21 protein-coding genes and 2 tRNA genes are annotated in these 24388 nt (G+C 72.1%); 16 read left to right on the plus strand and 7 right to left on the minus strand.

The features are described from left to right. Positions 1–41: 41 nt before the first annotated feature. The 6 genes from ACQP2P_RS04875 to nudC all read left to right on the plus strand — a co-directional run bounded on the left by ACQP2P_RS04875 (position 42) and on the right by nudC (position 6079). Entirely contained in the window at positions 42–203 is a 162-nt protein-coding gene (locus tag ACQP2P_RS04875; RefSeq protein WP_433613674.1) for a hypothetical protein, read from the plus strand. An 83-nt stretch (positions 204–286) separates the two neighbouring features. After that, positions 287–1276 carry a hypothetical protein gene (locus tag ACQP2P_RS04880; protein ID WP_433613676.1) on the plus strand — a complete coding sequence of 330 codons (990 nt, stop codon included), beginning with the start codon at positions 287–289 and terminating at the stop codon, positions 1274–1276. Between the two features lie 46 nt (positions 1277–1322). Continuing rightward, the gene (locus ACQP2P_RS04885; protein ID WP_433613678.1) at positions 1323–2537 is read left to right on the plus strand and encodes a S8 family serine peptidase; all 1215 of its coding nucleotides are present in this window, start codon (positions 1323–1325) and stop codon (positions 2535–2537) included. A gap of 7 nt (positions 2538–2544) precedes the next feature. Next, on the plus strand, positions 2545–3840 hold the full coding sequence (locus ACQP2P_RS04890; protein WP_433618985.1) for a M16 family metallopeptidase: 1296 nt from the start codon (positions 2545–2547) through the stop codon (positions 3838–3840). Next, positions 3837–5171, plus strand: coding sequence for a M16 family metallopeptidase (locus tag ACQP2P_RS04895; RefSeq protein ID WP_433613680.1), 1335 nt, complete (start codon positions 3837–3839; stop codon positions 5169–5171). Before ACQP2P_RS04890 ends, ACQP2P_RS04895 begins: the two co-directional genes overlap by 4 nt. Beyond that, the gene (gene nudC / locus ACQP2P_RS04900) at positions 5168–6079 is read left to right on the plus strand and encodes an NAD(+) diphosphatase (RefSeq protein WP_433613682.1); all 912 of its coding nucleotides are present in this window, start codon (positions 5168–5170) and stop codon (positions 6077–6079) included. Before ACQP2P_RS04895 ends, nudC begins: the two co-directional genes overlap by 4 nt. Here nudC and ACQP2P_RS04905 read toward each other — a convergent pair. Continuing rightward, positions 6057–6653 (minus strand): hypothetical protein, encoded by a 597-nt coding sequence (locus ACQP2P_RS04905; protein ID WP_433613684.1) that lies wholly within the window; start codon positions 6651–6653, stop codon positions 6057–6059. The two genes, nudC and ACQP2P_RS04905, sit on opposite strands and share 23 nt — an antisense overlap. 78 nt (positions 6654–6731) lie before the next feature. Continuing rightward, positions 6732–6974 carry a mycoredoxin gene (locus ACQP2P_RS04910; RefSeq protein WP_433613686.1) on the minus strand — a complete coding sequence of 81 codons (243 nt, stop codon included), beginning with the start codon at positions 6972–6974 and terminating at the stop codon, positions 6732–6734. 83 nt (positions 6975–7057) lie between these two features. On the opposite strand from ACQP2P_RS04910, the gene ACQP2P_RS04915 reads away from it, so the two are divergent. The 3 genes from ACQP2P_RS04915 (at position 7058) to ACQP2P_RS04925 (ending at position 10323) form a co-directional block, all read left to right on the plus strand. Continuing rightward, positions 7058–9181: an ATP-dependent DNA helicase UvrD2 gene (locus ACQP2P_RS04915; RefSeq protein WP_433613688.1), complete on the plus strand. Its 2124-nt coding sequence runs from the start codon at positions 7058–7060 to the stop codon at positions 9179–9181. A gap of 210 nt (positions 9182–9391) precedes the next feature. Then, positions 9392–9817: a hypothetical protein gene (locus ACQP2P_RS04920; protein WP_433613690.1), complete on the plus strand. Its 426-nt coding sequence runs from the start codon at positions 9392–9394 to the stop codon at positions 9815–9817. A gap of 119 nt (positions 9818–9936) precedes the next feature. Then, positions 9937–10323, plus strand: coding sequence for a WhiB family transcriptional regulator (locus ACQP2P_RS04925; protein ID WP_433083485.1), 387 nt, complete (start codon positions 9937–9939; stop codon positions 10321–10323). A gap of 508 nt (positions 10324–10831) precedes the next feature. On the opposite strand, the gene ACQP2P_RS04930 is transcribed toward ACQP2P_RS04925, so the two are convergent. The 3 genes from ACQP2P_RS04930 to ACQP2P_RS04940 all read right to left on the minus strand — a co-directional run bounded on the left by ACQP2P_RS04930 (position 10832) and on the right by ACQP2P_RS04940 (position 14399). Beyond that, a complete protein-coding gene (locus ACQP2P_RS04930) occupies positions 10832–12172 on the minus strand; it encodes an ABC1 kinase family protein (RefSeq protein ID WP_433613692.1) in 1341 nt (446 codons plus the stop codon). Positions 12173–12822: 650 nt separating this feature from the next. After that, positions 12823–13899: a hypothetical protein gene (locus ACQP2P_RS04935; RefSeq protein ID WP_433613694.1), complete on the minus strand. Its 1077-nt coding sequence runs from the start codon at positions 13897–13899 to the stop codon at positions 12823–12825. A gap of 344 nt (positions 13900–14243) precedes the next feature. Further along, positions 14244–14399, minus strand: coding sequence for a DUF5679 domain-containing protein (locus ACQP2P_RS04940; RefSeq protein WP_425516560.1), 156 nt, complete (start codon positions 14397–14399; stop codon positions 14244–14246). A gap of 377 nt (positions 14400–14776) precedes the next feature. Here ACQP2P_RS04940 and ACQP2P_RS04945 point away from each other — a divergent pair, with 377 nt between their 5' ends. Together ACQP2P_RS04945 and ACQP2P_RS04950 are read left to right on the plus strand one after the other, a co-directional pair. Next, complete coding sequence (locus ACQP2P_RS04945; protein WP_433083490.1) at positions 14777–15301, plus strand: M48 metallopeptidase family protein; 525 nt, start codon at positions 14777–14779, stop codon at positions 15299–15301. 103 nt (positions 15302–15404) lie between these two features. Further along, entirely contained in the window at positions 15405–15995 is a 591-nt protein-coding gene (locus ACQP2P_RS04950; protein ID WP_433613696.1) for a hypothetical protein, read from the plus strand. A 385-nt stretch (positions 15996–16380) separates the two neighbouring features. Here ACQP2P_RS04950 and ACQP2P_RS04955 read toward each other — a convergent pair whose 3' ends face one another. Beyond that, positions 16381–17781 carry a zinc-dependent metalloprotease gene (locus tag ACQP2P_RS04955; protein ID WP_433613698.1) on the minus strand — a complete coding sequence of 467 codons (1401 nt, stop codon included), beginning with the start codon at positions 17779–17781 and terminating at the stop codon, positions 16381–16383. A 56-nt stretch (positions 17782–17837) separates the two neighbouring features. Here ACQP2P_RS04955 and ACQP2P_RS04960 point away from each other — a divergent pair, with 56 nt between their 5' ends. The 4 genes from ACQP2P_RS04960 (at position 17838) to ACQP2P_RS04975 (ending at position 22536) form a co-directional block, all read left to right on the plus strand. Next, on the plus strand, positions 17838–18872 hold the full coding sequence (locus ACQP2P_RS04960) for a YlbL family protein (protein ID WP_433613700.1): 1035 nt from the start codon (positions 17838–17840) through the stop codon (positions 18870–18872). A gap of 61 nt (positions 18873–18933) precedes the next feature. Continuing rightward, positions 18934–21924 carry a UPF0182 family membrane protein gene (locus ACQP2P_RS04965; RefSeq protein WP_433613702.1) on the plus strand — a complete coding sequence of 997 codons (2991 nt, stop codon included), beginning with the start codon at positions 18934–18936 and terminating at the stop codon, positions 21922–21924. Positions 21925–22041: 117 nt separating this feature from the next. Next, positions 22042–22115, plus strand: a tRNA-Met gene (locus ACQP2P_RS04970). A gap of 344 nt (positions 22116–22459) precedes the next feature. Continuing rightward, a tRNA-Met gene (locus tag ACQP2P_RS04975) sits at positions 22460–22536 on the plus strand. Here ACQP2P_RS04975 and ACQP2P_RS04980 read toward each other — a convergent pair. Then, a complete protein-coding gene (locus ACQP2P_RS04980; RefSeq protein WP_433618988.1) occupies positions 22493–23149 on the minus strand; it encodes a tyrosine-type recombinase/integrase in 657 nt (218 codons plus the stop codon). The genes ACQP2P_RS04975 and ACQP2P_RS04980 overlap by 44 nt on opposite strands. A gap of 115 nt (positions 23150–23264) precedes the next feature. Between ACQP2P_RS04980 and ACQP2P_RS04985 the strand changes: the two genes are divergently transcribed. Beyond that, positions 23265–24218 (plus strand): hypothetical protein, encoded by a 954-nt coding sequence (locus ACQP2P_RS04985; RefSeq protein ID WP_433613704.1) that lies wholly within the window; start codon positions 23265–23267, stop codon positions 24216–24218. The last annotated feature ends 170 nt before the right edge of the window (positions 24219–24388 follow it).

Here is a 24388-nt window from a genome sequence, read left to right on the forward strand (position 1 = left end):
TCGAAGCTGTCCAAGAGGGCATGCGAGGGGGAGTGCGCACCATGCAGGCACCGCACGTTCGCGAAGTCGCCCTGGTGGTGGGCGTCGCCACCGCCGGGGTGCTCACCGCTGCGCTCGTCGTGATCGGTCCGGTCGCGGCGGCCGAGTCGCACCGATATCCGCAGGTCACCCAGTTGCACCCCCCGCCCCAGCCGCAGCCGTGACCCGAAACCTCCAGCAAATCCCCAGCTGAGCGGGGAGGGGGCTGCTGGTCGTCGTGGCATCCGGCTGAGACACTGGTGGTGACATGACCGAGCACAGTTCGCCGTGGGCGACGCCGGACACACAGACCGTGATCGAGCCGGTCACCGTGCCCGCGTCGCCATCAGCCGCACCCGCCGAGCCGCTGCGCCGGCGCGAGCAGCGGGACGCGGCGGGCTACGCGTCGGGGCGCGTCGGGCGGTCGGGGACGCCGCCGCCGGTCCCGCCGCCGGACGTGCTGGAACACGGCCGCGGCGACGACGACGATCCGGTCAGGCGCAACCAGAAGATCATGAAGTGGCTCGGCGGCGGGGCCATCCTGGTCGTCGCGGTCGGGCTCGTCGTGATCCTCGTGTCGGTGCTGACCAACAACGCCACCACGCCGGGCGGCCTGTTCAACAAGCAGGCCGAGGCGCCCAGTGACACCCGCCCCGAGCTGGCGCGGCGCTGCCCGCCGCCGACCATCCCGCCGGACAACCCGCGCCCGGGCGGCGAGGAGGTCCCGCCGGGGCCGCGCACGACCGACGGGGAGTCCGGAATCAGCTACAAGCAGTTCGGCGAGCCCTGGCGCCCGCTCGCCGAGAACTGGCGCGACCAGGGCGAACTCAAGATCACGTACCGCATCGGCCAGGACTTCGTCACCGAGCCCAACTACGACGGGGTCGGCTCCGACTACCACGCCACGATCCTGTCGGGCCACGTGCCGGCCGCGGTCAACGACGGCATGGTGCTCGACCTGCACTGCGTCGGCGACCAGATCGCCGCGGACGTGCGGGTCAGCTTCTACCCCAAGGGCAACCAGCTCGAGCAGATCGAGGCCAAGGACCTGACGCTGGGCGGCCGCCCGGCCCGGCTGCTCAAGTTCCGGCTGCACTTCAACACGCCGGGGCTGCGGGCCAAGAGCGAGCTCGTCTCCATCGCCCTCGTGGACCTGGGCAAGCCGGAGGCGGCGATCCTGTACGTGTCCATCCCCGACACGCACCGTCAGTTCGACTCCGTCGCCGACGAGGCCCCGCAGAGCATCCGCCCCGTCTGAGCGGCGCGAGTGGCGTCACTTGCGTCGATCCGGCACGCTGTCCGGCATGAAGCAGCGGCTGGCCGCGGTGGCCTTGGGCTTAGGTCTGGGACTCGTCGCGGCCGTGGTGCCCGCGGGCGCCGCCCCGGCCGATGTCATTCGTGACGACGAGTGGCATCTGCGGTACCTCAGCGTCGCCGAGGCCAACCGGCACTCCCGCGGCGAGGGCGTGACGGTCGCGGTGATCGACCGCGGCGTCGACCGCGCCCACGCCGACCTCGCCGGGGCCGTGCTCGACCCCGTCGCCGTCAGCACCCCGGCCGGCGCCGGCGCGGATGCCACGCCCGCGCCGTCGGGCCCGCCGGTCGCCGAGGGCACCGGCTACGACCCGGACGGGCGCGGCACCGCGCTCGCCGGGATCATCGCCGGCCAGGGCCACGGCCCCGAGCACGCCGACGGGGTCATCGGGGTCGCGCCGGGGGCCCGGATCCAGCCGATCGTGCTCGACACGCCCCCGACCCGGGAGCCGTCCGCCGACGAGCTCGCGGCCGGCATCGAGGCGGCGATCGCCCACCGCACCGCGGTCATCGTGATCGGCTACTCGGTCGCCGGCAGCGAGCGGCTGCTGCAGGCGGTCCGCGACGCCCAGGCGGCCGACGCGATCATCGTGGCGGCCGACGGCGACCAGCCCGGCCGCGCCTTCGACCCCTACCCGGCGGCCTACGACGGCGTGCTCGCCGCGGTGCCGCTCGGCCGCACCGGCGAGGTGCTGGTCAGCTCGACCAGCGGCCGCCGGCTGGGCCTGGGCGTCCCCGGGTCGCAGATCATGACCACGAACACCGGCAACCGCTACCGCATCGACGACGGCAGTGCCTCGCCCGGCATCCTCGCCGCCGCGGTCGCCCTGGTGCGCTCGGCCTACCCGGGCCTCAAGGCGCCCGAGATCGTCCGCCGGCTCCGGCTGACCGCGGCCGACGCGGGCGCGGCCGGACCCGACGCCGAATACGGCCTCGGCCGCCTTGACCTGCTGCAGGCGCTCACGCGGCGGTTGCCGAGCCCGTCGCCCTCACCCTCGGCGGGCGGGTCGCGGCCCGGCGTGTCCCCGGCCGCCACGCCGCTCGCGGCGCCCTCGTCGCCGCGCTCGCGGGGGCCGTACGGCTGGCTGTTGGGCCTGCCGCTGTTCGCCGTGATCGCCGGGGTGGGCGTCTACGCCGGGCTCGCGGAACGCCGGATCCGGATTTCGGCTCGAGACGAAGTAGATTCGGTGGGTGTCCAGTCGTAGCCCCGCTGTGCGGATCCCGGCTTCCAAGTACCCCGTCGAGCGCTTCACCCTGCCCAACGGCCTGCGGGTGGTGCTGACCCCAGATCGCGCCGCGCCGGTCGTCGGCGTCGCGGTGGTCTACGACGTCGGCATCAGATCCGAGCCGCAGGGGCGCACCGGCTTCGCCCACCTGTTCGAACACCTGATGTTCCAGGGCTCGGAGAACCTCGAGAAGCTCGCCCACTTCCGCCACGTGCAGGGCTCGGGCGGCACCTTCAACGGCTCGACGCACTTCGACTACACCGACTACTTCGAGACGCTGCCCTCCAACGCGCTCGAGCGGGCCCTGTTCCTCGAGGCCGACCGGATGCGCGCGCCCCGGCTGACCGAGGAGAACCTCCGCAACCAGATCGACGTGGTCAAGGAGGAGATCCGGGTCAACGTGCTCAACCGGCCCTACGGCGGCTTCCCCTGGCTGCGGCTGCCCCCGGTCATGTTCGACACGTTCGCCAACGCGCACGACGGCTACGGCTCCTTCGAGGACCTCGAGTCGGCGACCGTGGCCGACGCGGCCGACTTCTTCGACCGGTACTACGCCTGTGGCAACGCGGTGCTCGCGGTCTCCGGCGACTTCGACGTGGCCACCGCGACCGAGCTGGTCGAGCGGCACTTCGGCGACGTCCCGGCCCGGCCCGCGCCGGTGCGCCCGGACTTCGCCGAGCCCGACCTCACCGCGGAGCGCCGCTCCACCTACGAGGACCGGCTGGCCCCGCTGCCCGCGATCGCGGCCGCCTGGCGGGTGCCCGACCCGGTCAGCGACCTTCAGGCCTACCTGCCCTACGTGGTGCTCGCCGAGGTCCTGACCGACGGCGACGCGTCGCGGCTGGTCGAGCGGCTGGTGCTGCGGGACCGGTCGGTGACCAGCGTCGGGGGGTACATCGGCTTCATGGGCGAGCCGTTCGCGGTGCGCGACCCCACCGCCCTGGTGCTGCAGGCCCACCTTCCTCCCGGCGGCGACGTGGACAAGGTGCTGCGCAGCATCGAGGAGGAGTCCGCCCGGATCGCGAGTGACGGGCTGGCCCCCGACGAGCTGAGCCGGACCCAGGCGCGCATGGCCACCCACCTGCTGCGTGACACCGACGCGGTGCTCGGGCGCGCGCTGCAGATGGCCGTGCTGGAGCAGCAGCGCGGCGAGCCGGAGCTGCTCAACACGCTGCACACGCTGATCGGTGAGGTCACCGAGGAGCAGATCGTCGCCGCCGCGGCGCAGCTCGTGCCGTCCCGCCGCGCCGCGGTCGAGGTCATCGCCGGAGGAGCCAAGTGACTGTGACAACGCCCCTGCGCGCCCTGCCGGTGCTCGGCCCCAACCGGGCCCTCAAGGTGCCGGCGACCACCGAGCACACGCTGGACAACGGGCTCACCGTGATCGCCGTGCGCCGCTCGTCGGTGCCGCTGGCGGAGGTACGCCTCCGGGTGCCCTTCGCCCAGGCGGACCTGGCCCGGGCGGCGCTGCTGACCCAGACGGTGCTGTCCGGCACCTCGACCATGTCGACCGTCGACATCGCGGCCGAGCTGCAGAAGGTCGGCGGCGGGCTGTCCGCCGGGGCCGACCCCGACCGCCTGCTGATCTCGGGTAACGCCCTGGTCGACGGGCTGGACCGGCTGCTGGAGATCCTCGCCGGGGTGCTCACCGACGCGGCGTACCCCGCCGAGGAGGTCGGCACCGAGCGCGCCCGTCTCGTCGACCGCATCCGCGTCGCGCAGAGCCAGCCGAGCCACCTGGCCCGGGTCGCCCTGCTCAAGCGGATGTACGGCAGCCACCCCTACGCGGTGCAGACCCCGAGCCCGGAGCGGGTCGAGGCGGTCGTGCCCGACGAGCTGCGGGCGCTGCATGGCGAGCGGCTGCACCCGGCCGGCGCGACGCTCGTGATCGTCGGCGACCTCGAGCCGGAGCAGGCCATCGCCGCGGCCGAGCGGATGCTGGGCACGTGGAACGGCGGCGGCCACCCGGCCGAGCTGCCGCCCGCCCCGGCGCTGGAGCCGGGCCCGCTGACCCTGGTCGACCGGCCCGACTCGGTGCAGTCCTCGCTGCGCCTGGCGCTGCCGGCGGTGTCGCGCCGCCACCCCGACCACGCCGCGCTCCAGCTGGCGAACCTGGTCTTCGGCGGGTACTTCTCCTCGCGCTGGGTCGAGAACATCCGCGAGGACAAGGGGTACACGTACGGCCCCCACTCGCTCATCGAGCACTCCGTCGCCGGCTCCGCGCTCGTGGTCTCCGCCGAGGTCGCCACCGAGGTGACCGGCCCGGCCCTGCTGGAGACCCTGTACGAGCTGGGCCGCATCGCCAGCCTGCCGCCGAAGGACGACGAGCTCGAGCAGGCGCGGCAGTACGCGCTGGGGACACTGCAGCTCGGGATGTCCACGCAGGCCGGGCTGGCCGGGCTGGTCTCGACCTACGCGGGCTTCGGGCTGCGGCTGGACTACCTGGCCGAGCACGCCGCCAAGCTGGCCAAGGCCGGCAAGGACGAGGTGGCCGCGGCCGCGGCGCAGTACCTGGCCCCGTCCCGGGCCGCCGCCGTCGTGCTCGGCGACGCGGCCAAGGTCGAGGCCTCGCTGGCCGCGCTCACCCCGGTGCGGCGGGCCTCGGAGTCATGACGGCGATCGTCCCGGACGCTCCGTCGTTCGCGCGCGGCCCGCTCGAGCGGGCCGCGCACCGGCGCACCGACGAGGCCTGGCTGGCCGAGGCCTTCGAGCGCGCCCGGATCGTGGTGGTCGACGACGGGCACGTGCTGGTCCACCCGGGTGAGCCGCCGGAGCTGGTGCTGATCGACGCGGCCGCGGCGCCCGCGGGGGAGCGGTTCTTCCTCGGTGAGGCCGACGGCACGGTGTACTTCGCCGTGGCCGCGGACGTCACCGCGCCCGAGGGCACCGCACGGGTGAACGTCCGGGAGGTCGGCGCGGCGCTGACCGCGCTGCCCGCGGAGATCTTCATCACCGCGGTCGCGCTGGCCAACTGGCACGCACGGCACCCGTACAGCCCGCTCAGCGGCAAGCTGACCCGCCCCGCGCAGGGCGGGTGGGTGCGGGTGACCGAGGACGGCGAGGAGACGCTCTGGCCGCGCACCGATCCCGCCGTGATCATGCTCGTGCACGACGGCGTGGACGGGCCCGAGGGGCGCTGCCTGCTCGGGTTCAACGCGCAGTGGAAGGCGCTGGGCGCCACCGTGCCGCGCTTCTCGACGCTGGCCGGGTTCGTGGAGCCCGGCGAGTCCGCCGAGATGGCCGTGGCGCGCGAGGTGCTCGAGGAGGTCGGGGTCCGGGTCGACGAGGTGACGTACCTCGCCAGCCAGCCGTGGCCGTTCCCCGGCTCGCTGATGCTGGGCTTCCACGCGCTCGCCCCGGCCGGCGCAGCGATCACGGTCGACGAGGAGGAGATCGCGGAGGCGCGCTGGCTGACCCGGCGCGAGATCGCGGCGGTGCTCGAGGGCGAGTCCAAGGCGTTCGGGCTGCCGTTCCGGGCCTCGATCGCGCATTACCTGATCACGTCCTGGCTCTACGGCTGAGCGCCTCCCGGTGCCAGGCCGCGCACCAGCGGTCGAGCACCGCGGCGGCGTGCTCGGGGGGCACCTCGCGCAGCTCGTCGTCGATGCGCTGGCTCACGAAGGCGTTGGTGGGGTGCCAGGCGAGGTCGCGCCAGACGGCCTCCTCGGTCACCCCGCCGTCGGGCGTGACCGTGCGGCGCAGCAGCGACAGCGGGCGCTGCGGGGTCGTCTCGGCGCTGACCCGCACGAAGTAGGTCACCAGCAGCCGCGGCTCGCCCGGCGGCCCGGCCCGCCAGGAGCGCATGGCCTCGTCGTTGAGCCGCTCCCCGGCCTCGGGCCGCCCAGGCCGGTAGGCGTACGCGTGCATGCGCACGAGGAGGTCCGGCTCGGGCGCGAGGCCGTCGTCGAGGATGTCGGCCACGAAGCGCTCCGGCCACAGCCACAGCCCGTCGGTGTGCAGCACCGAGGGCCCGTGGCCGCGGCCGATGGTCGTGCCGCCGGCGAGGTAGTCCGCGATCAGGCGGCGTCGCTCGGGATCCGCCACCCGCGGGCGCTCCGGCGCGTTGCGCACGGCGTACAGACGGGCAACCCGCATGGTGGCCGGCCTTCCCAACCTCAGGAATGCATAGCCTCCCGGCTATCTAGCCAGCCACCGTAACGGATTTGTTCCCGTTCAGCTACCGACGGTTTCCAGATGCTTCTTGACCTGCACGATCGTCGGGTTGGTCATCGAGGTCCCGTCGTCGAAGCGCAGGGTCGGCACCGTCTGGTTGCCGCCGTTGACGGTCTCGACGAACTTGGCCGCCTCCGGGTCCCGCTCGATGTCGACGACCTCGTACTGGATGCCCTCGCGGTCCATCTGCGTCTTGAGCCGGTGGCAATACCCGCACCAGGTGGTCGAGTACATGGTCAGCATGGGTTGTTCCTCCAGAAAGCATCGGCGGGGTCACACAAGGCGATACCGCATAACGTCGTACCCAGCTGGAATGATGTCCAGCTGTGGCGGACTCCTCAGAGATTCTCGCGGGACTGGACCGGGACCAGTCCATCGCGGTGACCGCCCCGGCGGGGCCCCTGTGCATCCTCGCCGGTGCGGGGACCGGCAAGACCCGGGCGATCACGCACCGCATCGCCCATCGCGTCCGGTCCGGGCAGGTCCGGGCCCAGCATGTCCTCGCCGTCACGTTCACCGCCCGGGCCGCCGCCGAGATGCGCGAGCGCCTGGGCCGCCTCGGCGCCGGCGGGGTGCAGGCGCGCACGTTCCACGCGGCGGCGCTGCGCCAGGTGCGGTATTTCGCGCCCCGGCTCTTCTCCGGCCGCGACATGCCCGAGCTGCTGGACAGCAAGGCCCGGCTGGTGAGCCTGGCCGCGACCAAGGCCGGGCTGAAGACCGACCGCGAGGTGTTCCGCGACCTCGCGAGCGAGATCGAGTGGGCCAAGGCGTCGCTGATCGAGCCGGACGACTACGCCGCGGCGGCCGCCAAGGCGCTGCGCGAGCCGCCGTTCGACGGGGCCCTGGTCGCCAAGATCTACGCACACTACGAGCGGGCCAAGCGCGCCGCGGGCGTGATCGACTTCGAGGACATGATCCGGGCCGCGATCTGGGCCGTCGAGGAGCACCCCGACGTCGCCGAGCAGGTGCGGTCGCAGTATCGGCACTTCGTCGTCGACGAGTATCAGGACGTCAACCCGATGCAGCAGCGGCTCCTCGAGGCCTGGCTGGGCGGGCGCGACGACGTCACCGTGGTCGGCGACGCCAGCCAGACCATCTACTCGTTCACCGGGGCGAGCGCGTCCTACCTCGTGGACTTCCAGCGCCGCCATCCGGGCGCCACGGTCGTGCGGCTCACCCGCGACTACCGCTCCACCCCGCAGGTGGTCGGCCTCGCCAACGCCGTCATCTCCCGGGCCCGCGGCGAGCTGTCCCGGCTGCGGCTGGAGCTCGTCGGGCAGCGCCCGCCCGGCCCGGAGCCGACCGTGCGCACCTTCGCCGACGAGCCGGAGGAGGCCTCGGCGGTCGCGGCGCGCTGCGCGGAGCTCATCGCCGCCGGCACCCCGGCCCGCGAGATCGCCGTGCTGTTCCGGGTCAACGCCCAGTCCGAGGTCTACCAGGAGGCGCTGGCCGAGGCCGGCGTCCCCTACGTGGTGCACGGCACCGAGCGCTTCTTCGAGCGCACCGAGGTCCGCGAGGCGATGATCGCGCTGCGCTCCTACCGCGGCGAGGAGGGCGACGGGCTGGTCGCCACCGTGCACACCGCGCTGGAGCGGGTCGGCTGGCGCCCCGACGCCCCGCCCGCCGGTGGCGCCCAGCGGGAGCGCTGGGAGGCCGTCTCCGCGCTCGTGAGCCTGGCCGAGGGCATGCCCACGCTCTCGCTGGACGAGTTCAACACCGAGCTGCAGCGGCGCGCGGCGCTGCAGCACGTGCCGACCGTCGAGGGCGTCACGCTCTCGTCACTGCACTCCGCGAAGGGCCTCGAGTGGGACGCGGTGTTCCTCGTCGGGCTCACCGAGGGGACGCTGCCCGTCATCCACGCCCGCACGCCCGATGCGGTCGAGGAGGAGCGGCGGTTGCTGTACGTCGGCGTCACCCGCGCCCGCCACACCCTCTGGCTCTCGCACGCCGCGGCGCGGACTCCGGGCGGCCGGCCCCGGCGCCCGAGCCGGTTCGTGCCCTCGACGGTCCCGGCGGGGGCCGCGTCCGGTTCCTCGGCGGGCCGTGCCGCCGCGGGCCCGCGCCGGCCGCTGGACAAGGCCGCGGTGGCCGGGCGGGTCCGGCGGGTCATGGCCGTGTCGTGCCGGGTGTGCGGCACCGGGCTGGTCAACGGGGCCGACCGCAAGCTCGGCCGGTGCTCGACCTGCCCGTCGGATCTCGACGAGGAGCTGCTGGGCCGCCTGCTGGACTGGCGGGCGCGGCTGGCCGCGATCCAGAAGGTGCCCGCGTTCGTGGTCTTCACCGACGTGACCCTGTCCGCGATCGCCGAGCGGCGGCCGTCGCGCCGCGAGGAGCTCGCCGCCATCGGGGGGATCGGGCCGCGGAAGCTGATGTTGTACGGCGACGACGTGCTCGCGCTCGTACGGGGGACGAGCGTCGACGAGCTGGCCGCATCCATCGATGAACTTTGACCGTGTCGGGCCACCATGAGCTGCTTCGACGTGGCACACTGAGGACCGGCGCGAGCGGTTGCCCCGGGGTTGTTCCTGGCTTGGAACCTGACAAAAAACTTTCCCCGATAAATCGTTTGCCCTACCGTTGAGGCACGGCATAGCCTGCGAACACGACGCCGGAAGACCGGCCGTCGCACCACGACGATCTGCGGAGAGAAGGTGGCACCCGTGAAGCTCTATCAAACCCTGGAGCGGCGCGCGCTGCTGTCTGCCCTCTGCGCGTCGAAAGCGCCGGCCCGCTCAGTCTCGCCGACCGTCTCGTTGCTATGGCAGGAGTCCGTCCTCGCCACCTCCTCCGTCGCTCCGGCGCCGGTTGCCGTTCCGGCTGCCGTCGTTCCGGCTGCTCTGGTTCCGGCTGTTCTGGTTCCGGCCGCGCGCGTCGAGCGCGCTACCGGGTCGGTCCGGACGGATCTGACGGTTCGGGTGACCGAGGCCGAGGTCCGGATCGACGACACCGATATCAGCACCACGCTGCTCGACCCGCGCGGGATCCAGGTTCAGGGGACCACTGGGTTCAGCGCGAAGCACGACATGACGGCTCCGAAGCCCAATGGCGGAGTCCGCGGCATACCACCTCGAGGCAGGCCGGTCTAACAAGACCGACTCACCGGCTCACCTCGAGGCCGCGGAACCCGACACCGGGATCCGCGGCCTCATTTATTTGCACCGAACGATCACACCAAACGATCGACCAACAGAAAGGGGTGACCGGGATGAGTCTGGCCTTGGCATCGATCGACGTGCGCGTCGACCCGGCCTCGGACGAGCGTCTCCGCGCGGCTGCGCGGGGTGTTGTGAAGTCCGACCTGCCGTGCCGCACCTTCGACCCGGACCTGTGGTTCGCCGACTCGCCGGCGGAGCTCGAGCTCGCGAAGTCGCTCTGCGTGGAGTGCCCGCTCCGCGCCGAGTGCCTGGCGGGCGCGATCGAGCGCGCCGAGCCCTGGGGTGTCTGGGGTGGCGAGATCTTCGAGCGCGGCGCCGTGGTGCCGCGCAAGCGTCCGCGGGGCCGCCCGCGCAAGGAGGACGTCGCTCGCGACGCCGTCCTGCGTGGCGAGGTTGCCGCCCGTACGGCGGCCGTGGTCGCCGGTGTGGCGGCCTGAGATGAGCGCACATCGCCGACCGGCCAGCCGAGGACTGCGCGCCGCGCAGCCGACCCGGCTTCGTTCCACCGAGTTCGTCACCGACCGACCCAGGAGTTCCGCGATGTCCTTGCAACTACTGCACGAAGCACTGTCGAGAGCGCGAATGCGTCGGCCTCAGACTGCGATCCACTCTGAGGCTTACCCGTCCGCCCGCCAGGTCGCCATGCGCGCGCGTCGCGAGCAGGAGCGTCACCTGACCCGACCCTGATGTGACCGATGAGCAACGGGCCCCTTCGGCGTGAAGGGGCCCGTTGCCGTGTCCTGCTCGTTCGCTCGCATGTCAGCGCGCTCTTCGCCGGCTTGTTCGCCGGTTCGCCGGCTTTCCTGGTTCTGCGGCGGCCTGCTTGGTTGCTTGTTCGCGTACGTGGCGGTTGCCCGCTCACGCCGCGACTCCCACTACTTTGCGCCGCGACGCGTTCATGCGCCGCGACGCCTTCTTGCGCCACGGCTGCTTCTTGCTTCCCGGCTACTTTTTGCGGCGTGGCTTCTTTGCCTCGGCCTCGGCGAATCCCGGCAGCCAGTCGGTGAGGATGGTGCGGTAGGCGGCCTTGGCTTCGAGCTGGCAAAGCACGCCGATGGAGCCGAGCGTGACGCGGTGCACGAGCATGTAGGACGGGGGCAGGTTGAGCTGGCGGCTCAGCGCGTAGGCGGGGCTCCTCGGGTTGGCCAGCCGGGTCGCCTCCGCGCGCAGCCAGGCCCGCGTGAACTGGAACTCGTCCTCGGCGATCGGGTCGAGCATCGGCCGGATGTAGCCGAGCACCGCGGGCGCGTCGACCTTCGCGTCGCCCTTGATGAAGCCCTCCTGCCGCAGGCCCTCGAGCACCGCCTCGGCGTCGCCGGTCAGGGCCAGGCGGGTGAGCCGGCCGATGATCTCGGGGTGCCCGCCGGGCAGGTGCGCGACCGCGCCGAAGTCGAGCACGCCGAGGCGGCCGTCGTCGAGCAGGCGGTAGTTGCCCGGGTGCGGATCGGCGTGGAGCATGTCGGCCCGGGCGGGGGCGGAGAAGTGCAGCAGCGCCATGAGGTGCCCGGCCCGGTTGCGCTGCTCCTCGCTGCCGCCCGAGATGATCGCCGACAGCGGCGTGCCCTCCACCCATTCGGTGACGATCACGCGGGGGGACGAGGCGAGCACGGGGGGCACGAAGATGTCCGGATCATCGGCGAAGGCCGCGGCGAACGCGCTCTGCGACCGCGCCTCGAGCTCGTAGTCCAGCTCCTCGGTGACCCGGTCGCGGATCTCGGCCACGAGCGGCTTGACGTCCAGGCCCGGCTGGATCGCCTTGAAGAGCCCGGCGAAGCGCGCCAGCTGGTTGAGGTCGGAGCGCAGCGCCTCGCCGGCGCCCGGATACTGCACCTTGACGGCCACGTCGCGCCCGTCGGACCACACCGCCCGGTGCACCTGGCCGATCGACGCGGCGGCGGCCGGCTTGTCGTCGAATTCCTTGAACCTTTCGCGCCAGTCCGCCCCGAGCGACTCGGCGAGCACCTTGTGCACGCTGGCGGCCGGCAGCGGAGGGGCGGCCTCCTGCAGCTTGGTCAGGGCGGCGCGGTAGGGCCCGGCGAGCTCTTCGGGCAGGGCCGCCTCGAACACGCTCAGCGCCTGCCCCATCTTCATGGCGCCGCCCTTGAGCTGCCCGAGGACGCTGAAGAGGTGCTCGGCGGTGCGGCGCTGGACATCGGCGGAGACGACGTCGGCGGCCATGCCCGTGACGCGCTTGCCCAGCCCGAGCGCGGCCCGTCCGGCCAGTCCGAGGGGCAGCGACGCCAGCCGTGCGGTGCGGGCGACTGCGCCCCTGGGGATCTCGGTCACAAGTCATTCTTACCCGCTCGAGCCACCCCGACGACGGCGACGGCAGTCACAGCGTGCTCGTGCCGCCCATTCCCACCGCTGGACACGCCACGCAACGGGCCGGATGCGGGCGCTCCCCGGTTGTGTGCGGGCCGGCGTTGGCCGCCGTCGGACAGGCCGTGCACCGGGCCGGACGCGTCCGTGGAGACGGCGGTCACAGTGTGCGCGCCACGCAGATCGACCAGCGCAAGTCCGACGGTGGTCCCCGTGTCGATGCGCTGGCTTCCACGGGGCGCTGGCTTCCACGGGGCGCCGGCTTCCACGGGGCGCCGGCTTCCGCGGGGCGCTGGCTTCCGCGGGGCGCTGGCTTCCGCGGGGCGCCGGCTTCCACGGGGCGTCGGCTTCCGCGGGGCGCTGGCTTCCGCGGGGCGCTGGCTTCCGCGGGGCGCTGGCTTCCGCGGGGCGCTGGCTTCCGCGGGGCGTCGGCTTCCGCGGGGCGCCGGCTTCCAGGAGCGCCGCCCAAATGGAGAACCGCCCTCGTGGCGTGCTCCTTTCGCGTTCACGGTGAGCCGTCCTCGCGGCGTGCGCGTGTCGCGTTCGCAGAGCCGTCCTGGCGGTGTGCGCATGTCGCGTTCACGGTGAGCCGTCCTTGCGGTGTGCGCGTGTCGCGTTCACGAAGAGCCGCCCTCGCGGGAGCCCCGGCCCCGGCGGCGGCGTCGGCAGTCGCAGCGTGGATGGGCGCTCCACTCCCGGCGGCGGAACTCGCCGGGGCGGGGAATCTCCACGATGGCCGCCTCGGTGCGCAGGGAGCCGCCGTCGAGATAGGACAGCACCTCGTCGGCGGCGAACGCGGCGCCCGCCATCGCGGTGGTGAGGCTGCACGGCTCGCCGATGCCGGGCGGTGCGGTCGCCAGCTGTGCGGCGAGGGCGGGCCAGGCGGGATCGCGGTCCTGCCGGTGCAGCTCGAGGCAGCCGCGGCAGGGGGAGCGGCTGGGCCGCACGAGGGGGCCGACGAGCACGGTGCCCAGCCGGACCTGGACCTCGAGACGCGGCAGGAGATGCATGCGCACCCCGCGGCGGTCCAGGGCGTCGAGGCGCCGGTCGCCCACGCGGACCACGAAGTCCACGCCGTCCCCGCGGCCGGCCGAGAGCCGCGCCCAGGGTGCGTGCCGCGTGATGGCGGAGGTGATGGCCAGGACCCGCGAGGACTCCACGTCGTCGCGCCCGAGGCCACCGACGGCCACGTCCGCGTCGGTCGCGCGGCCCTCGACGAGCGGCTCGACGTGCCCGACCCCGGCCCCGGCCAGCGCGGTGGCGAGCGGGGCCACGAGCGGGCCGTCGCCGGCCACGATCACGCGCGCTCCGCCGCGCCGGCGCAGCACGCCCGCGGCCGTGCGGTCCCGGGGGTCTTCGCGCAGGCGGAGGCTGATCGCGGCCGCCTCCGCGGTGAGCCCGTCACCGGTCGTGCGGTCCAGCCCGGTCGGGAGCAGTGCGTGCGCGGCCACCACCAGGCCGCTGGCTCGCAGCGTGTCGACGAGGGCGAGCACCTCGGCCCCGTCCAGCCCGAACGGGCGGGCCTCGGCGAGCAGGCGGCGCAGGGTGCGGGAGCCGTCGAGCAGGTCGAGCACCCGGGCCAGGGCCGGGTGGCCCAGCTCGAGCACGACGGCGGTGGCGGGATCGGTGCCCAGCTGAACGGTTCGCTCGTCGCGCCAGAGGCGTCGCAGCCCCGGGAGCAGCGTCGGTCGCATGCTGCAACGCTGCCACGGCCGGGCGCCGGCCGGCGGCGGTTGTCCACAGGACGATCCACCGACGGCCGGCGTTATCCACAGCCGGCGGGCTGGTTATCCACAGGGAAAGGGGCAAAGGCCATGTATCGCGCGGGGTTCGCGCGGGATGCTTTCGGTCCCTCCGGCGTGGATGCCGGACTCGCTCGACCCGCCCCGCTGCCCGATATTCCGGATATGTCCGTCGAAAAGGCTGGACAGGTCCGGGCCGAATGCCGGGCGGGGAGGGCATTCGGTGCGGTGCAGCGCCGCAGGCCAGTTCGAGGTGGTGCCGGGTGCGAGGTCGATCGGGTGGCGAGCCGCCGGGCTCAGGCCTTGCCGAGGATCCGGTTGACCGTGGTGCCGCAGACCGGGCAGGCGCCCTTGGCCATCTTCATGCCGGTCTTCGAGATGGCGATCTCGCCCTCGAAGTCCCGCTTCTCCTTGCACTTGACGCAGTAGCCGTTGTAGGTCTCGGCCACGATGCCCTCCTCATCTCGGTCCGGCACGTCCCGCGCACCGGTGCTGACCAGCTAGGCCAACGTGGTGAGTGTGCCTTGTCGGACACTCGGGGAAAGTGCGGTTAGACGGGACACGCCGAGCGTAATCGGAAGATCTTCCTCCAGCCGCACCGTACACACTATGCACAGCCTGGGGATAACCGTGTGGGCAACGGTGTGGGTTGCTGTGGATGAAATCGCAGCGGGCACCCGGAGCAGGCCGGACTTCCGGTGGAATCTTTCCGGCGAGTGCCCACGAATGGGTGACTTACGGGCGCCCTCCGCAAGATTGGGCCTTGCGAAGGGATGGCAGCCAACGGCTAGCGTTCCCCCGTGAGCGGGACCCGAGGGGGGCGGCCGGCATGACCCGCAAGCCGGTCATCGAGGTGCGGCGCAGCAAGCGCCGCCGTCGCACGGTGTCGGCCTACCGTGACGGCGAACGCGTGGTGGTGCTTATCCCGGCCCAGTTCTCACGCGCCGAGGAGCGCGAGTGGGTCGACCGGATGCTCGAGCGCCTGGCGGCGCGAGAGCAGCGAGCTCGGCGGACCGATGCCGAACTGACCTCCAGGGCGCAGCGGCTCGCCGCCCGCTACCTGCCCGACCACGCCGCGGCCGGCCGTCCGGCCAGCGTGCGGTGGGTGCAGAACCAGAACGGGCGCTGGGGATCTTGCACGCCGGCAGACGGTACCATCCGCATCTCCCACCGCGTGCAGGAGATGCCCGACTGGGTGATCGACTACGTGCTGCTGCACGAGCTGTCACACCTGGTGATCCCGAGCCACAGCAGCGCCTTCTGGGCGCTGGTCGCCCGCTACCCGAAGGCCGAACGGGCCCGGGGGTATCTTGAGGGGGTGTCAGCGGCCGCCGGTCTGGGGATCACCGAATGACGGTCGCCGCTGTCGTCGCGCTGCTCGTCCCGGTCGCTTGGGCGCCGCCTGGCACCGAGCCGGCCGTCTGGCGCTCGGTGATGGCCGGTCTGGGGATCACCGAATGACGGTCGCCGCTGTCGTCGCGCTGCTCGTCCCGGTCGCCTGGGCGCCGCCCGGCACCGAGCCGGACGTCTGGCGTTCGGCGATGGCCGAGGACCTCGTCGACCTGCTGGCCCCGCTGCCGCGCGTCCAGCCGGCCATCGCCGCCGTCGCGGACGATCTGCCGCTGGCCGCCAGGATCGCCTGGCCGTCGACCCGGATCTACGAGATCCCGGCGCCGACGATCCGGGCCGCGTTCGCCGCCGCGGCCGCCGACGGGCACGACAAGGCGGCCGTCCTGCTCGCGGACGCGCCCGATCTGCCGGCGATGCTCGTGGGCAAGCTGCTGCGCCCGCTGTCGACCCGCCACCTCGCGATCGCCCCGGCGCACAACGGCGGGCTGCTCGGCGCCGCCGCTCGCCTGCCGCTGCCGGAGTGGCTGCCCGAGCTCGACGCCGACGCCGGGGACGTGGCCACGGCGCGCCGCCCGGCCCCGGAGCCGACGATGGTCGCCTCCGCGCCGGGCTGGCACCGGCTGCGCGGGCCGGAAGATCTCCGCCGTCTCGATCTCGGCCTGGACGGCTGGGACGCGACCCGGGCGCTGCTCACCTAGCGGCGCCGTCGGCGTGTAGCCGGCCTGGCGCCGGTCGATCTCGGCCTGGACGGCTGGGACGCGACCCAGGCGCTGATCACCCAGCGGCGCCGTCGGCGTGAAGCCGGCCTGGCGCCGGCGGCGCGGACCCGAAGACCATCACCGTGCCGGCCGACGCGACCAGGGCGCCGTTGACCTAGCGGTGCGGTCGGCGCGGGCCCGGAGACAGTTGCCGTCCCGGTCCCGGCCGACGCGACCGAGGCGCTGCAGACCTGACGTTGCCGATGGGGCCGGCGGATAGGTTCAGGGTGACCAGCGGCGGACCTGACAGCGTCGGCGCGCAGCGCCGAGCGGTGCCTGGCGGGAGCAACGGTCCGCACCCTCGCGGACCCGAGTCATGACGCTCTCAGCCCTCGCCGTCGGACGGAGGCTTCTCCTCGTCGGAGGAGGGCTTCTGCTCCTCGGACGACGGGTCGCCCAGCGAACCGAACTCGCCGAAGCCCAGGTCGCCGAGGTCCAGCTGGGTGCGGGCGAAGAGGTCCGGGTCGGCGAACGCCTCCTCGTCCGGCAGCAGGTCCGGGTGGCCCCAGAGCGCGTCGCGGCCGCTCACCCCGCGGTGCTCGGTCAGCGCGTTCCACAGCGCCGTGGCCTCCCGCAGCCGGCGCGGGCGCAGCTCGAGCCCGACCAGCGCGGCGAACGTCTGCTCCGCGGGGCCGCCGGCCGCGCGCCGGCGCCGGAAGGCCTCCGAGAGCTTCACGACGTCGGGCAGGCGCTCGCCGGCGGCGCGGTCCACCACGTGGCAGACCCAGCCCTCCACGAGCGCGAGCGCCGTCTCGAGCCGGGCCAGGGCGGCCCGCTGCTGCGGCGTGTCCTCGGGCGTGAAGATGCCCTCGAGCACCAGCTCCTGCGGGTCGTTGCCGAGGGTCGACGGGTCGATGCGGCTCATCGCCTCCTCGATAGCCTCGCGGTCGACGTGGATGCCGGCCGCGTAGGCCTCGACCGCGGCGAAGACGTGGCCCCGCAGCCACGGGACGTGGCCGAAGAGACGCTGGTGGGCCGCCTCGCGCAGGGCCACGTAGAGGCGCACCTGGTCGTCGGGGACCTCCAGGCCCTTGCCGTATTCCGCGATGTTCGCCGGCAGCAGCGCCGCGGTCCCGGCCGGGCCCAGCGGCAGGCCGATGTCGCCGGCCGAGAGCACCTCGGCGGCCAGGGAGCCCAGCGCGGTGCCCAGCTGCCCGCCGAGCAGCGCGCCGCCCAGCGACGCCACCATCGAGGTCATCGGGCCCATCTGGGCGCGCATCTCCTCGGGGACCAGCTCGGTCATGGCCGAGACCATGCGGGCCGCGACCGGGTCGCAGAGCTTGCGCCAGATCGGCAGGGTCTGGTTGAGCCACTCGCCGCGGCTCCAGGCGGCGGTCGAGCGCACGCCGGAGGGGAGTGCGGACTCCGGTTCCAGCCACAGGTCGGCCAGCCGCAGCGCCTCGATGACCGCGGCGCGCTCCACGGCCGTCACGGCCGGGTCGCCGACGGGCTTCGCGGCGTCGGGGTCGGCCGGCTCGGTGGCCGGCATCGGGGCGCCGGGCATGGCGAAGCCGACCGGGAACTGCGACACGCCGGCCGCCGGGCCGCCGCCGGTGAGATGGGCCTGCGCCAGCTGTCGCGCGAGATCCCAGTTGACCGGACCGCCGCTGGGCGTGGCGAACAGCTGCTGCAGCTGGCTCAGGAATTGCTGCATCTGGCGCGGATCATTGGGATCCGGCACGTCGCCGCCGGACGGACCGAAGCCGAACGGGATATCTGCGGGCATGTGACAACGGTACTCGCTTCCAGGTGCGGTAGGCCGGGAGCGCTAGGCTCGCCGCCATGAGACGTCGTGGGCTGACCGTGCTGTTCGGCGCGCTGCTGCTGTTGGTGCTGGCCTGGCAGGCGACCGTGGTCAAGGTGCCGTACGTCGAGATGGGCCCCGGCCCGACCTACGACACGCTCGGCACGGACACGGGCAAGCCCGGCGGCCACCCCATCATCAGCGTCGACGGCGCCGAGGCCACGAGGTCCAAGGGTCAGCTGCGCATGACCACCGTGTCGGTCCAGCCCGACATGACGCTGCTCGACGCCATGATCGGCTGGTGGCAGAAGGACCGGGCGGTCGTGCCGCGTGAGCTGATCTACCCGCCGGACCGCACGCAGCAGCAGGTCGACGAGGACAACGCCCGCGACTTCCAGCAGTCGCAGACCTCGGCCGAGACCGTCGCGCTGCGCAAGCTCGGCTACCCCGTCCAGGTCACCGTGGCCGAGGTCACCGCCGGCTTCCCGGCCGAGGGCAAGCTGCGCAAGGACGACGTCATCAAGTCCGTCGACGGCACCGCGGTGGACAGCCCCGACAAGCTCACCGAGCTCGTGCGGGCCAAGCCGGCCGGCACCAGCCACCAGATCGAGATCGTGCGGGCCGGGCAGACCTCCACCGTCGAGGTCGCGACCAAGGCCGGCGACGACGGCCATCCGCGCCTCGGCATCCAGGCCGGCACCAGCCAGCCGCACCCGTTCAAGCTCACGATCCAGCTCGACCGCATCGGCGGCCCGTCGGCCGGCCTGATGTTCACGCTGGGCATCATCGACACGATCAAGCCCGAGGACCTCACGGGCGGCATGATCATCGCCGGTACGGGCACGATCGACGACGCCGGCGCGGTCGGCCCGATCGGCGGCATCCCGCAGAAGCTCGTGGCCGCGAAGGCCGCCGGGGCCAAGGTCTTCCTCACGCCCGCGGCCAACTGCGGCGAGGCGATGGACAATCCGCAGCCCGGCCTGCCATTGATCAAAGTGAACAACATCGACGACGCGCTGACCGCACTCGACACGCTGCGGGCCGGTCGGACGCCGACGCTGTGTAGTAGATGACTACGCTGGACGAGTTTCCATACGCGAACGGGCGGAGCCGACCGTGGTAATGCGTAATCCGATGACCAGGGTGAGCCGGCGAGGACGGGTCACGATCGCCGTCCTGGTGGTCGTCTTCCTGCTGTTCACCTTGTTCGACCGGGTGGTCGGGGCGTGGGCCGACTATCTGTGGTTCTCCGAGGTCAAGTACCCCCAGGTCTTCACCGGGGTGCTCACGACCCGCATCTGGATGTTCGTGATCTTCGGCGTGGCGGTCGGGCTCGTCATCGCCGGCAACCTCTACCTGGCCTACCGGACCCGCCCGCTGCTGCGGCCGCACTCGGCCGAGCAGCACGCGCTGGACCGCTACCGGCTGTTCCTGCTGCCGCACATGACCGGCTGGATCATCCTCGTGGCCGGCCTGATCGGGCTGTTCTCCGGCCTCTCGGCGCAGGGCCACTGGCAGGACTGGATGCTGTTCAGCAACAGCACCCCCTTCGGCCGGACCGACCCGCAGTTCCACGTGGACCTGTCGTTCTACGTGTTCGAGTACCCGTTCTGGCGCTACCTGCTCGGCGTGGCCTTCACCGCCGTGGTCTTCTCGCTGATCGGCGCGCTCGCCCTGCACTACCTCTTCGGCGGGGTCCGGCTCCAGGGCGCCGGCGAGCGGATGACGGCCGCGGCCCGCGCGCACCTGACCGCCCTCGTCGCGGTCTTCGTGCTGCTCAAGGCGGCGGCGTACTTCCTCGACCGCCGCGGCCTGCTGCTGGACAAGTTCCCGACGCAGGACCTGTACGGCGCCGGCTACACGAACATCAACGCCCTGCTGCCGGCCAAGGAGATCCTCGCCTGGATCTCCATCGTCGTGGCGATCGCGATCCTGGTGTTCTCCAACGCCTTCATGCGCAACCTGGTGTGGCCCGGGCTGGCCCTGGGTCTGCTGGCGCTGTCCGCCGTGGCGGTCGGCGGCATCTACCCGGCCGCGGTGCAGTCGTTCACCGTCAAGCCGAGCCAGCTGCAGAAGGAGGCTCCGTACTTCCAGTACGCCATCGACGCCACGCGCGACGCGTACGGCTTGAAGGACGTGAAGGTCGTCCCGTACGCGTCGAGCAACACCGACCCGCCGCCCTCGCTGACCAACGGCAGCGATCCGACGGTGAACAACATCCGGCTCCTCGACCCCGCCGTCGTCGGCGACACCTACACCCAGCAGCAGCAGGTCCGCGGCTTCTACGAGTTCAACCCGAAGCTGGACATCGACCGCTACACGCTGACCGACGACAAGGGCAAGACGCGCACCCAGGACTACATCGTCGGCGTCCGGGAGATCCGCTACGACCAGCTCCAGCAGAACAACTGGCAGAACCGGCACAGCGTCTACACGCACGGCTACGGCTTCGTCGCCGCCCCGGCCAACCAGGTCGTCTGCGGCGGTCAGCCGTACTACGTCTCCGGCTTCCTGAGCGAGAACACCAAGCCGGACAACCAGGGCAGCGAAGAGTGCGCCTCGGACAACGACCAGATCAAGGTCACCCATCCGCAGATCTACTACGGCGAGCAGATGGGCGACGTCTACGCGATCGTCGGCAAGAGCAAGGCGTCCGACCGCAACGCCGAGTTCGACCGGCCGACCGGGGGCTCCGGCGACCAGGACCAGTACTCGACGTACGACGGCACCGGCGGCGTGGACGTGAACACCTTCTGGCGCCGGCTGCTCTACGCGTCGTACTTCCGTGAGACCAACTTCCTGCTCTCCGGGGTGCTCAACGACCACTCGAAGGTGCTGTACGTCCGCGACCCGGAGACCCGGGTGCGCAACATCGCGCCGTTCCTGACGCTGGACAGCGACCCGTATCCGGCGGTCGTCGACGGCAAGATCCAATGGATCATCGACGGGTACACCACGTCGGCGACCTACCCGTACGCGCAGAAGCTCGACTGGAACACCGCGATCCAGGACTCCTCGACCGGCGGCCGGATGTTCCCGGAGCCGCGCCAGGACGTCAACTACCTGCGCAACTCGGTCAAGGCGACGGTCGACGCGTACACGGGCGAGGTCAAGCTCTACGCGTTCGACGAGAGCGACCCGGTCCTCAAGACCTGGAACAAGGCCTTCGGCGGCAAGCTGGTCCAGCCGCGCTCCGCGATCTCGGAGAGCCTGATGGCGCACCTGCGCTACCCGGAGGACCAGTTCAAGGTCCAGCGTGACCTGCTCAGCCGCTTCCACGTCACGACGCCCGAGGGCTTCTTCTCCGGCCAGGACTTCTGGGAGGTCCCGAAGGACCCGGCGAACGCGACGGCCGACCAGCCGCCGTACTACCTCGTCGCCCAGCTCCCCGGCCAGGACGAGGCCCGCTTCCAGCTCACCGCCGCGATGGCCCCGCGCAAGCGCGGCAACCTGGCGGCGCTCATGTCGGCCTCCTACGTCAACGGCCAGCCCCGCTTCGAGGTGCTCGAGCTGCCGGCGAACACCGCGATCCAGGGCCCGAACCAGACCCACAGCAGCATGACGTCGATCGCCGACGCCAGACGCGAGCTCACCCAGTTCAGCTCGCAGAACTCGGACGTGTTCTACGGCAACCTGCTGTCCCTGCCGGTCGCCAACGGCATGCTGTACGTCGAGCCGATCTATCTGAAGGCGAAGAACGAGACCGCGTTCCCGCGCCTGCAGAAGGTGCTGGTCGCCTACGGCCCGAAGTACATGGCCTACGCCGACACGCTCGCCGACGGTCTGGAGCAGCTCGTCAAACAGGTCACCGGCCAGGCGCCGGTACCCCAGACGGACAACGGCGGCAACACCGGCCAGAACACCGGCAACCCGTCCGGCAACCAGGGCACGCCCCAGGTGCAGGAGGCGATCGCCGCCATGAACAAGGCGATCGCGGACATGAAGGCGGCCCAGCAGTCGGGCGACTTCGAGGCGTACGGCCGCGCGCTCAAGGCGTTGAACGACGCGATCGCGCGGTACGAGGAGGCCACGAAGGCGGCGGGCGCCACCCCGTCGCCGAGCGGCTCCCCGGGCGCCACGCCGGGCGCCTCGCCGTCCCTGTCGGTCCAGCCGTCCTCGGGCTGACCGCTTCGGTGATCACCCGGGCCGGCGGTAACGACCCCGGCCCGGGTGCCCCCCGACACGGTCACCCGGCTCCGATTTGGAACTCACCAACCCCGTCCGCTAAGCTGAACAAGCCGACGCGGGGTGGAGCAGCTCGGTAGCTCGCTGGGCTCATAACCCAGAGGTCGCAGGTTCAAATCCTGTCCCCGCTACAAATCGCGACGCCCCCTGCTTCACGCGGGGGGCGTTTGCCGTTTCGATTTGCAGCATGCTTCGCGCTCACTTCGTTCGCTCCCCAGTGGGGGGCTTCGCCACCCCAACACCCCCCACCAGAGCGTCGTTGGTTGCGCTTGCACCGAAGCGTCTTCGTGTGTCGTGTTTGTTTTGCTCGGGTTGTTTGTGGTTCTGGCCGTTGCTCCCGCCAGGCACCGCTCGGCGCTGCGCGCCTTCGCTGCCGGGTTGTCGGTGGGCGCGCTTTTCTATCGGCTCTTGTGCTCTTGTGCCTTCGTTAACGGTTTGGGGTCTTGGGTTTCTTGGGCTAGTGTTGATGGTGCGACGCGGGGTGGAGCAGCTCGGTAGCTCGCTGGGCTCATAACCCAGAGGCCGCAGGTTCAAATCCTGTCCCCGCTACCAATGGAAATGGCCCCTCAGGGATCACCTGAGGGGCCATTCTGGCATCCGGTGTAGGCAGATCTGTAGCCAGGGCCTTCTTTAGGCCGGCACCTCCCAGTACTCGCTGGAGGATGAGGCTCGCGATGCGGTCGGCCGACTGGCGGTTTTTGCCCACGGACCTGTGCGCGTAAATCTGCGTGGTGACGGTCACGTTCGCGTGGCCGAGCCGATCGCTGACCACTTTTAGGTCGTCGCCGTTGTCGAGAGCCACCGTGGCGTAGGTGTGGCGCACGTCATGCAGCCAGATTCGGGGTACTCCGGCCACATCGACAACGCGGATGAACCGCCGCATGACGTTGTCCGAATGGGAGCAGGGTCTCTGTCCGGATGGCAGAACAGCTTGCCGTGATGCTGGTAGCCGGCGCCGAAGTCCCTCTGCTCGGCGTCCGGCATCGCGAGGTGCCGGCGAAGTTGGACACCACGTACGTATCGCGGTAGGCGGCGTCGTTGACTTGCGTCGAGGGATCCAGGGACTCGCGCGCACGGCGGTCAGCCACTCCGCGAGGAGCAATGATTTGCTTGGCGGGCGAGATGCGCCAGCAGCGTCTGCAGCGGCCTTAGCCTTGAGCGCCATCGCCGACGCGCCCTCCTCCGTGACAAAAGAACCCCGGCGGGGCGACTCGAATGCCGAAGGGGTGTGACGTGCACGTCAACACATCAGTCGCCTGCGCGAGCTGGCCGGCCTGGGAATGCTCGCCGGTCGATACGCCGCCGCGAACCCGGACGAGCAGCGGGAACTGCGGCGGGCCGCCTACGAGATCGCCGGGCCGATCGTCTTCCAGCGCAAAACCCGCAGTGTCGAGATCGCCCGCGGGCATCACGCATGCGCGGTCTCGCTGGGCTGGCTCGAGCCGGACTGCCTGGATCGGTACCACGACGACACCCAGGCTCTGGTCGAGCACCTGCTGCTGAAGGCGTGGGCGCCGATCGTGAACCTCGACGGCTGGCTGGTTGCCCGGCTCAACGTGGCGACCATCGACGCGCACCGGCGCCGCCGCGGTGAGCGGGGCGCGCTGCAGAAGGTGCGGGTGCCGCAGTGGGTGCTCGAGGGCCTGGCCGCCGACCGGTGGCTCTCGCTGCTGGCCCACGAGATGCTGGTCTGGGTCGGCCTGCCGGTGACCGCGGGCATCGAGTTGTGGCCGATCGACGCGTGGGTGGACCGGCGGGTCGGCGTGACCGGCGACCACCGGGCCGGCGAGTCCGCGGTGCGGCGCGACATCGAGACCGTGCTGGCCACGATGCGACGGCGCCCCCACTGGTACGCCAAATACGTCGAGCGCCCCCTCGGCCGCAAGGAGGCGCCGGTGCGGGGCGCGCGGGCCGGCGTCGAGGAGCCCGAGATCCCGGAGCGGCCGCTGTCGCTGGTCGCGCGGCATTACCGGGAGGAGTCGCGCCTGCACAGCCTGGCCGGGCTGGCGCTCGACGCGATCGTGCGGCGGGTCGAGCGGGGCGAGGATCCCCGGACCGTGGTGGCCGAGGTCGTCCGGGTGGCCTTCGGCGGCTCGGCCGGCGGGGACGACCTGGAGCTCGGCCTGGCACCGGGGGAGAGCTCGCTGACCCGGCTGGCCGCGGAGCTGCTCGGCGACGAGGCGACGGTCGACCGGGTGGTCGGCGCGGTGCTCGGTCTGCTCCCCACATTCTGACGGACAGCGCTGGATCTAGTGCGGTCCGTCAGCAAGAGGGGTGCCTGACACAGGATCGACCGGTGGGAGTGGGCAGATGGATCTGTGCTTGGTCGAGATCAGGGAGCTGCTGCTACGCGAACTGAGGGCCGCCTGTTCGGCGGCCCTTGCCCGCGGGGCCGACCCGGACG

It is taken from the genome of Dactylosporangium sp. CA-139114, from assembly GCF_050955725.1.
Taxonomy (GTDB): domain Bacteria; phylum Actinomycetota; class Actinomycetes; order Mycobacteriales; family Micromonosporaceae; genus Dactylosporangium.

Coding starts and splice junctions, on each gene's coding strand:
- ACQP2P_RS04875 (WP_433613674.1), top strand. CDS start 42: ATGCAGGCACCGCACGTTCGCGAAGTCGCCCTGGTGGTGGGCGTCGCC.
- ACQP2P_RS04880 (WP_433613676.1), top strand. CDS start 287: ATGACCGAGCACAGTTCGCCGTGGGCGACGCCGGACACACAGACCGTG.
- ACQP2P_RS04885 (WP_433613678.1), top strand. CDS start 1,323: ATGAAGCAGCGGCTGGCCGCGGTGGCCTTGGGCTTAGGTCTGGGACTC.
- nudC (WP_433613682.1), top strand. CDS start 5,168: ATGACGGCGATCGTCCCGGACGCTCCGTCGTTCGCGCGCGGCCCGCTC.
- ACQP2P_RS04905 (WP_433613684.1), bottom strand. CDS start 6,653: ATGCGGGTTGCCCGTCTGTACGCCGTGCGCAACGCGCCGGAGCGCCCG.
- ACQP2P_RS04910 (WP_433613686.1), bottom strand. CDS start 6,974: ATGCTGACCATGTACTCGACCACCTGGTGCGGGTATTGCCACCGGCTC.
- ACQP2P_RS04925 (WP_433083485.1), top strand. CDS start 9,937: ATGAGTCTGGCCTTGGCATCGATCGACGTGCGCGTCGACCCGGCCTCG.
- ACQP2P_RS04935 (WP_433613694.1), bottom strand. CDS start 13,899: ATGCGACCGACGCTGCTCCCGGGGCTGCGACGCCTCTGGCGCGACGAG.
- ACQP2P_RS04945 (WP_433083490.1), top strand. CDS start 14,777: ATGACCCGCAAGCCGGTCATCGAGGTGCGGCGCAGCAAGCGCCGCCGT.
- ACQP2P_RS04950 (WP_433613696.1), top strand. CDS start 15,405: ATGACGGTCGCCGCTGTCGTCGCGCTGCTCGTCCCGGTCGCCTGGGCG.
- ACQP2P_RS04955 (WP_433613698.1), bottom strand. CDS start 17,781: ATGCCCGCAGATATCCCGTTCGGCTTCGGTCCGTCCGGCGGCGACGTG.
- ACQP2P_RS04960 (WP_433613700.1), top strand. CDS start 17,838: ATGAGACGTCGTGGGCTGACCGTGCTGTTCGGCGCGCTGCTGCTGTTG.
- ACQP2P_RS04965 (WP_433613702.1), top strand. CDS start 18,934: ATGACCAGGGTGAGCCGGCGAGGACGGGTCACGATCGCCGTCCTGGTG.
- ACQP2P_RS04980 (WP_433618988.1), bottom strand. CDS start 23,149: ATGGCGCTCAAGGCTAAGGCCGCTGCAGACGCTGCTGGCGCATCTCGC.
- ACQP2P_RS04985 (WP_433613704.1), top strand. CDS start 23,265: ATGCTCGCCGGTCGATACGCCGCCGCGAACCCGGACGAGCAGCGGGAA.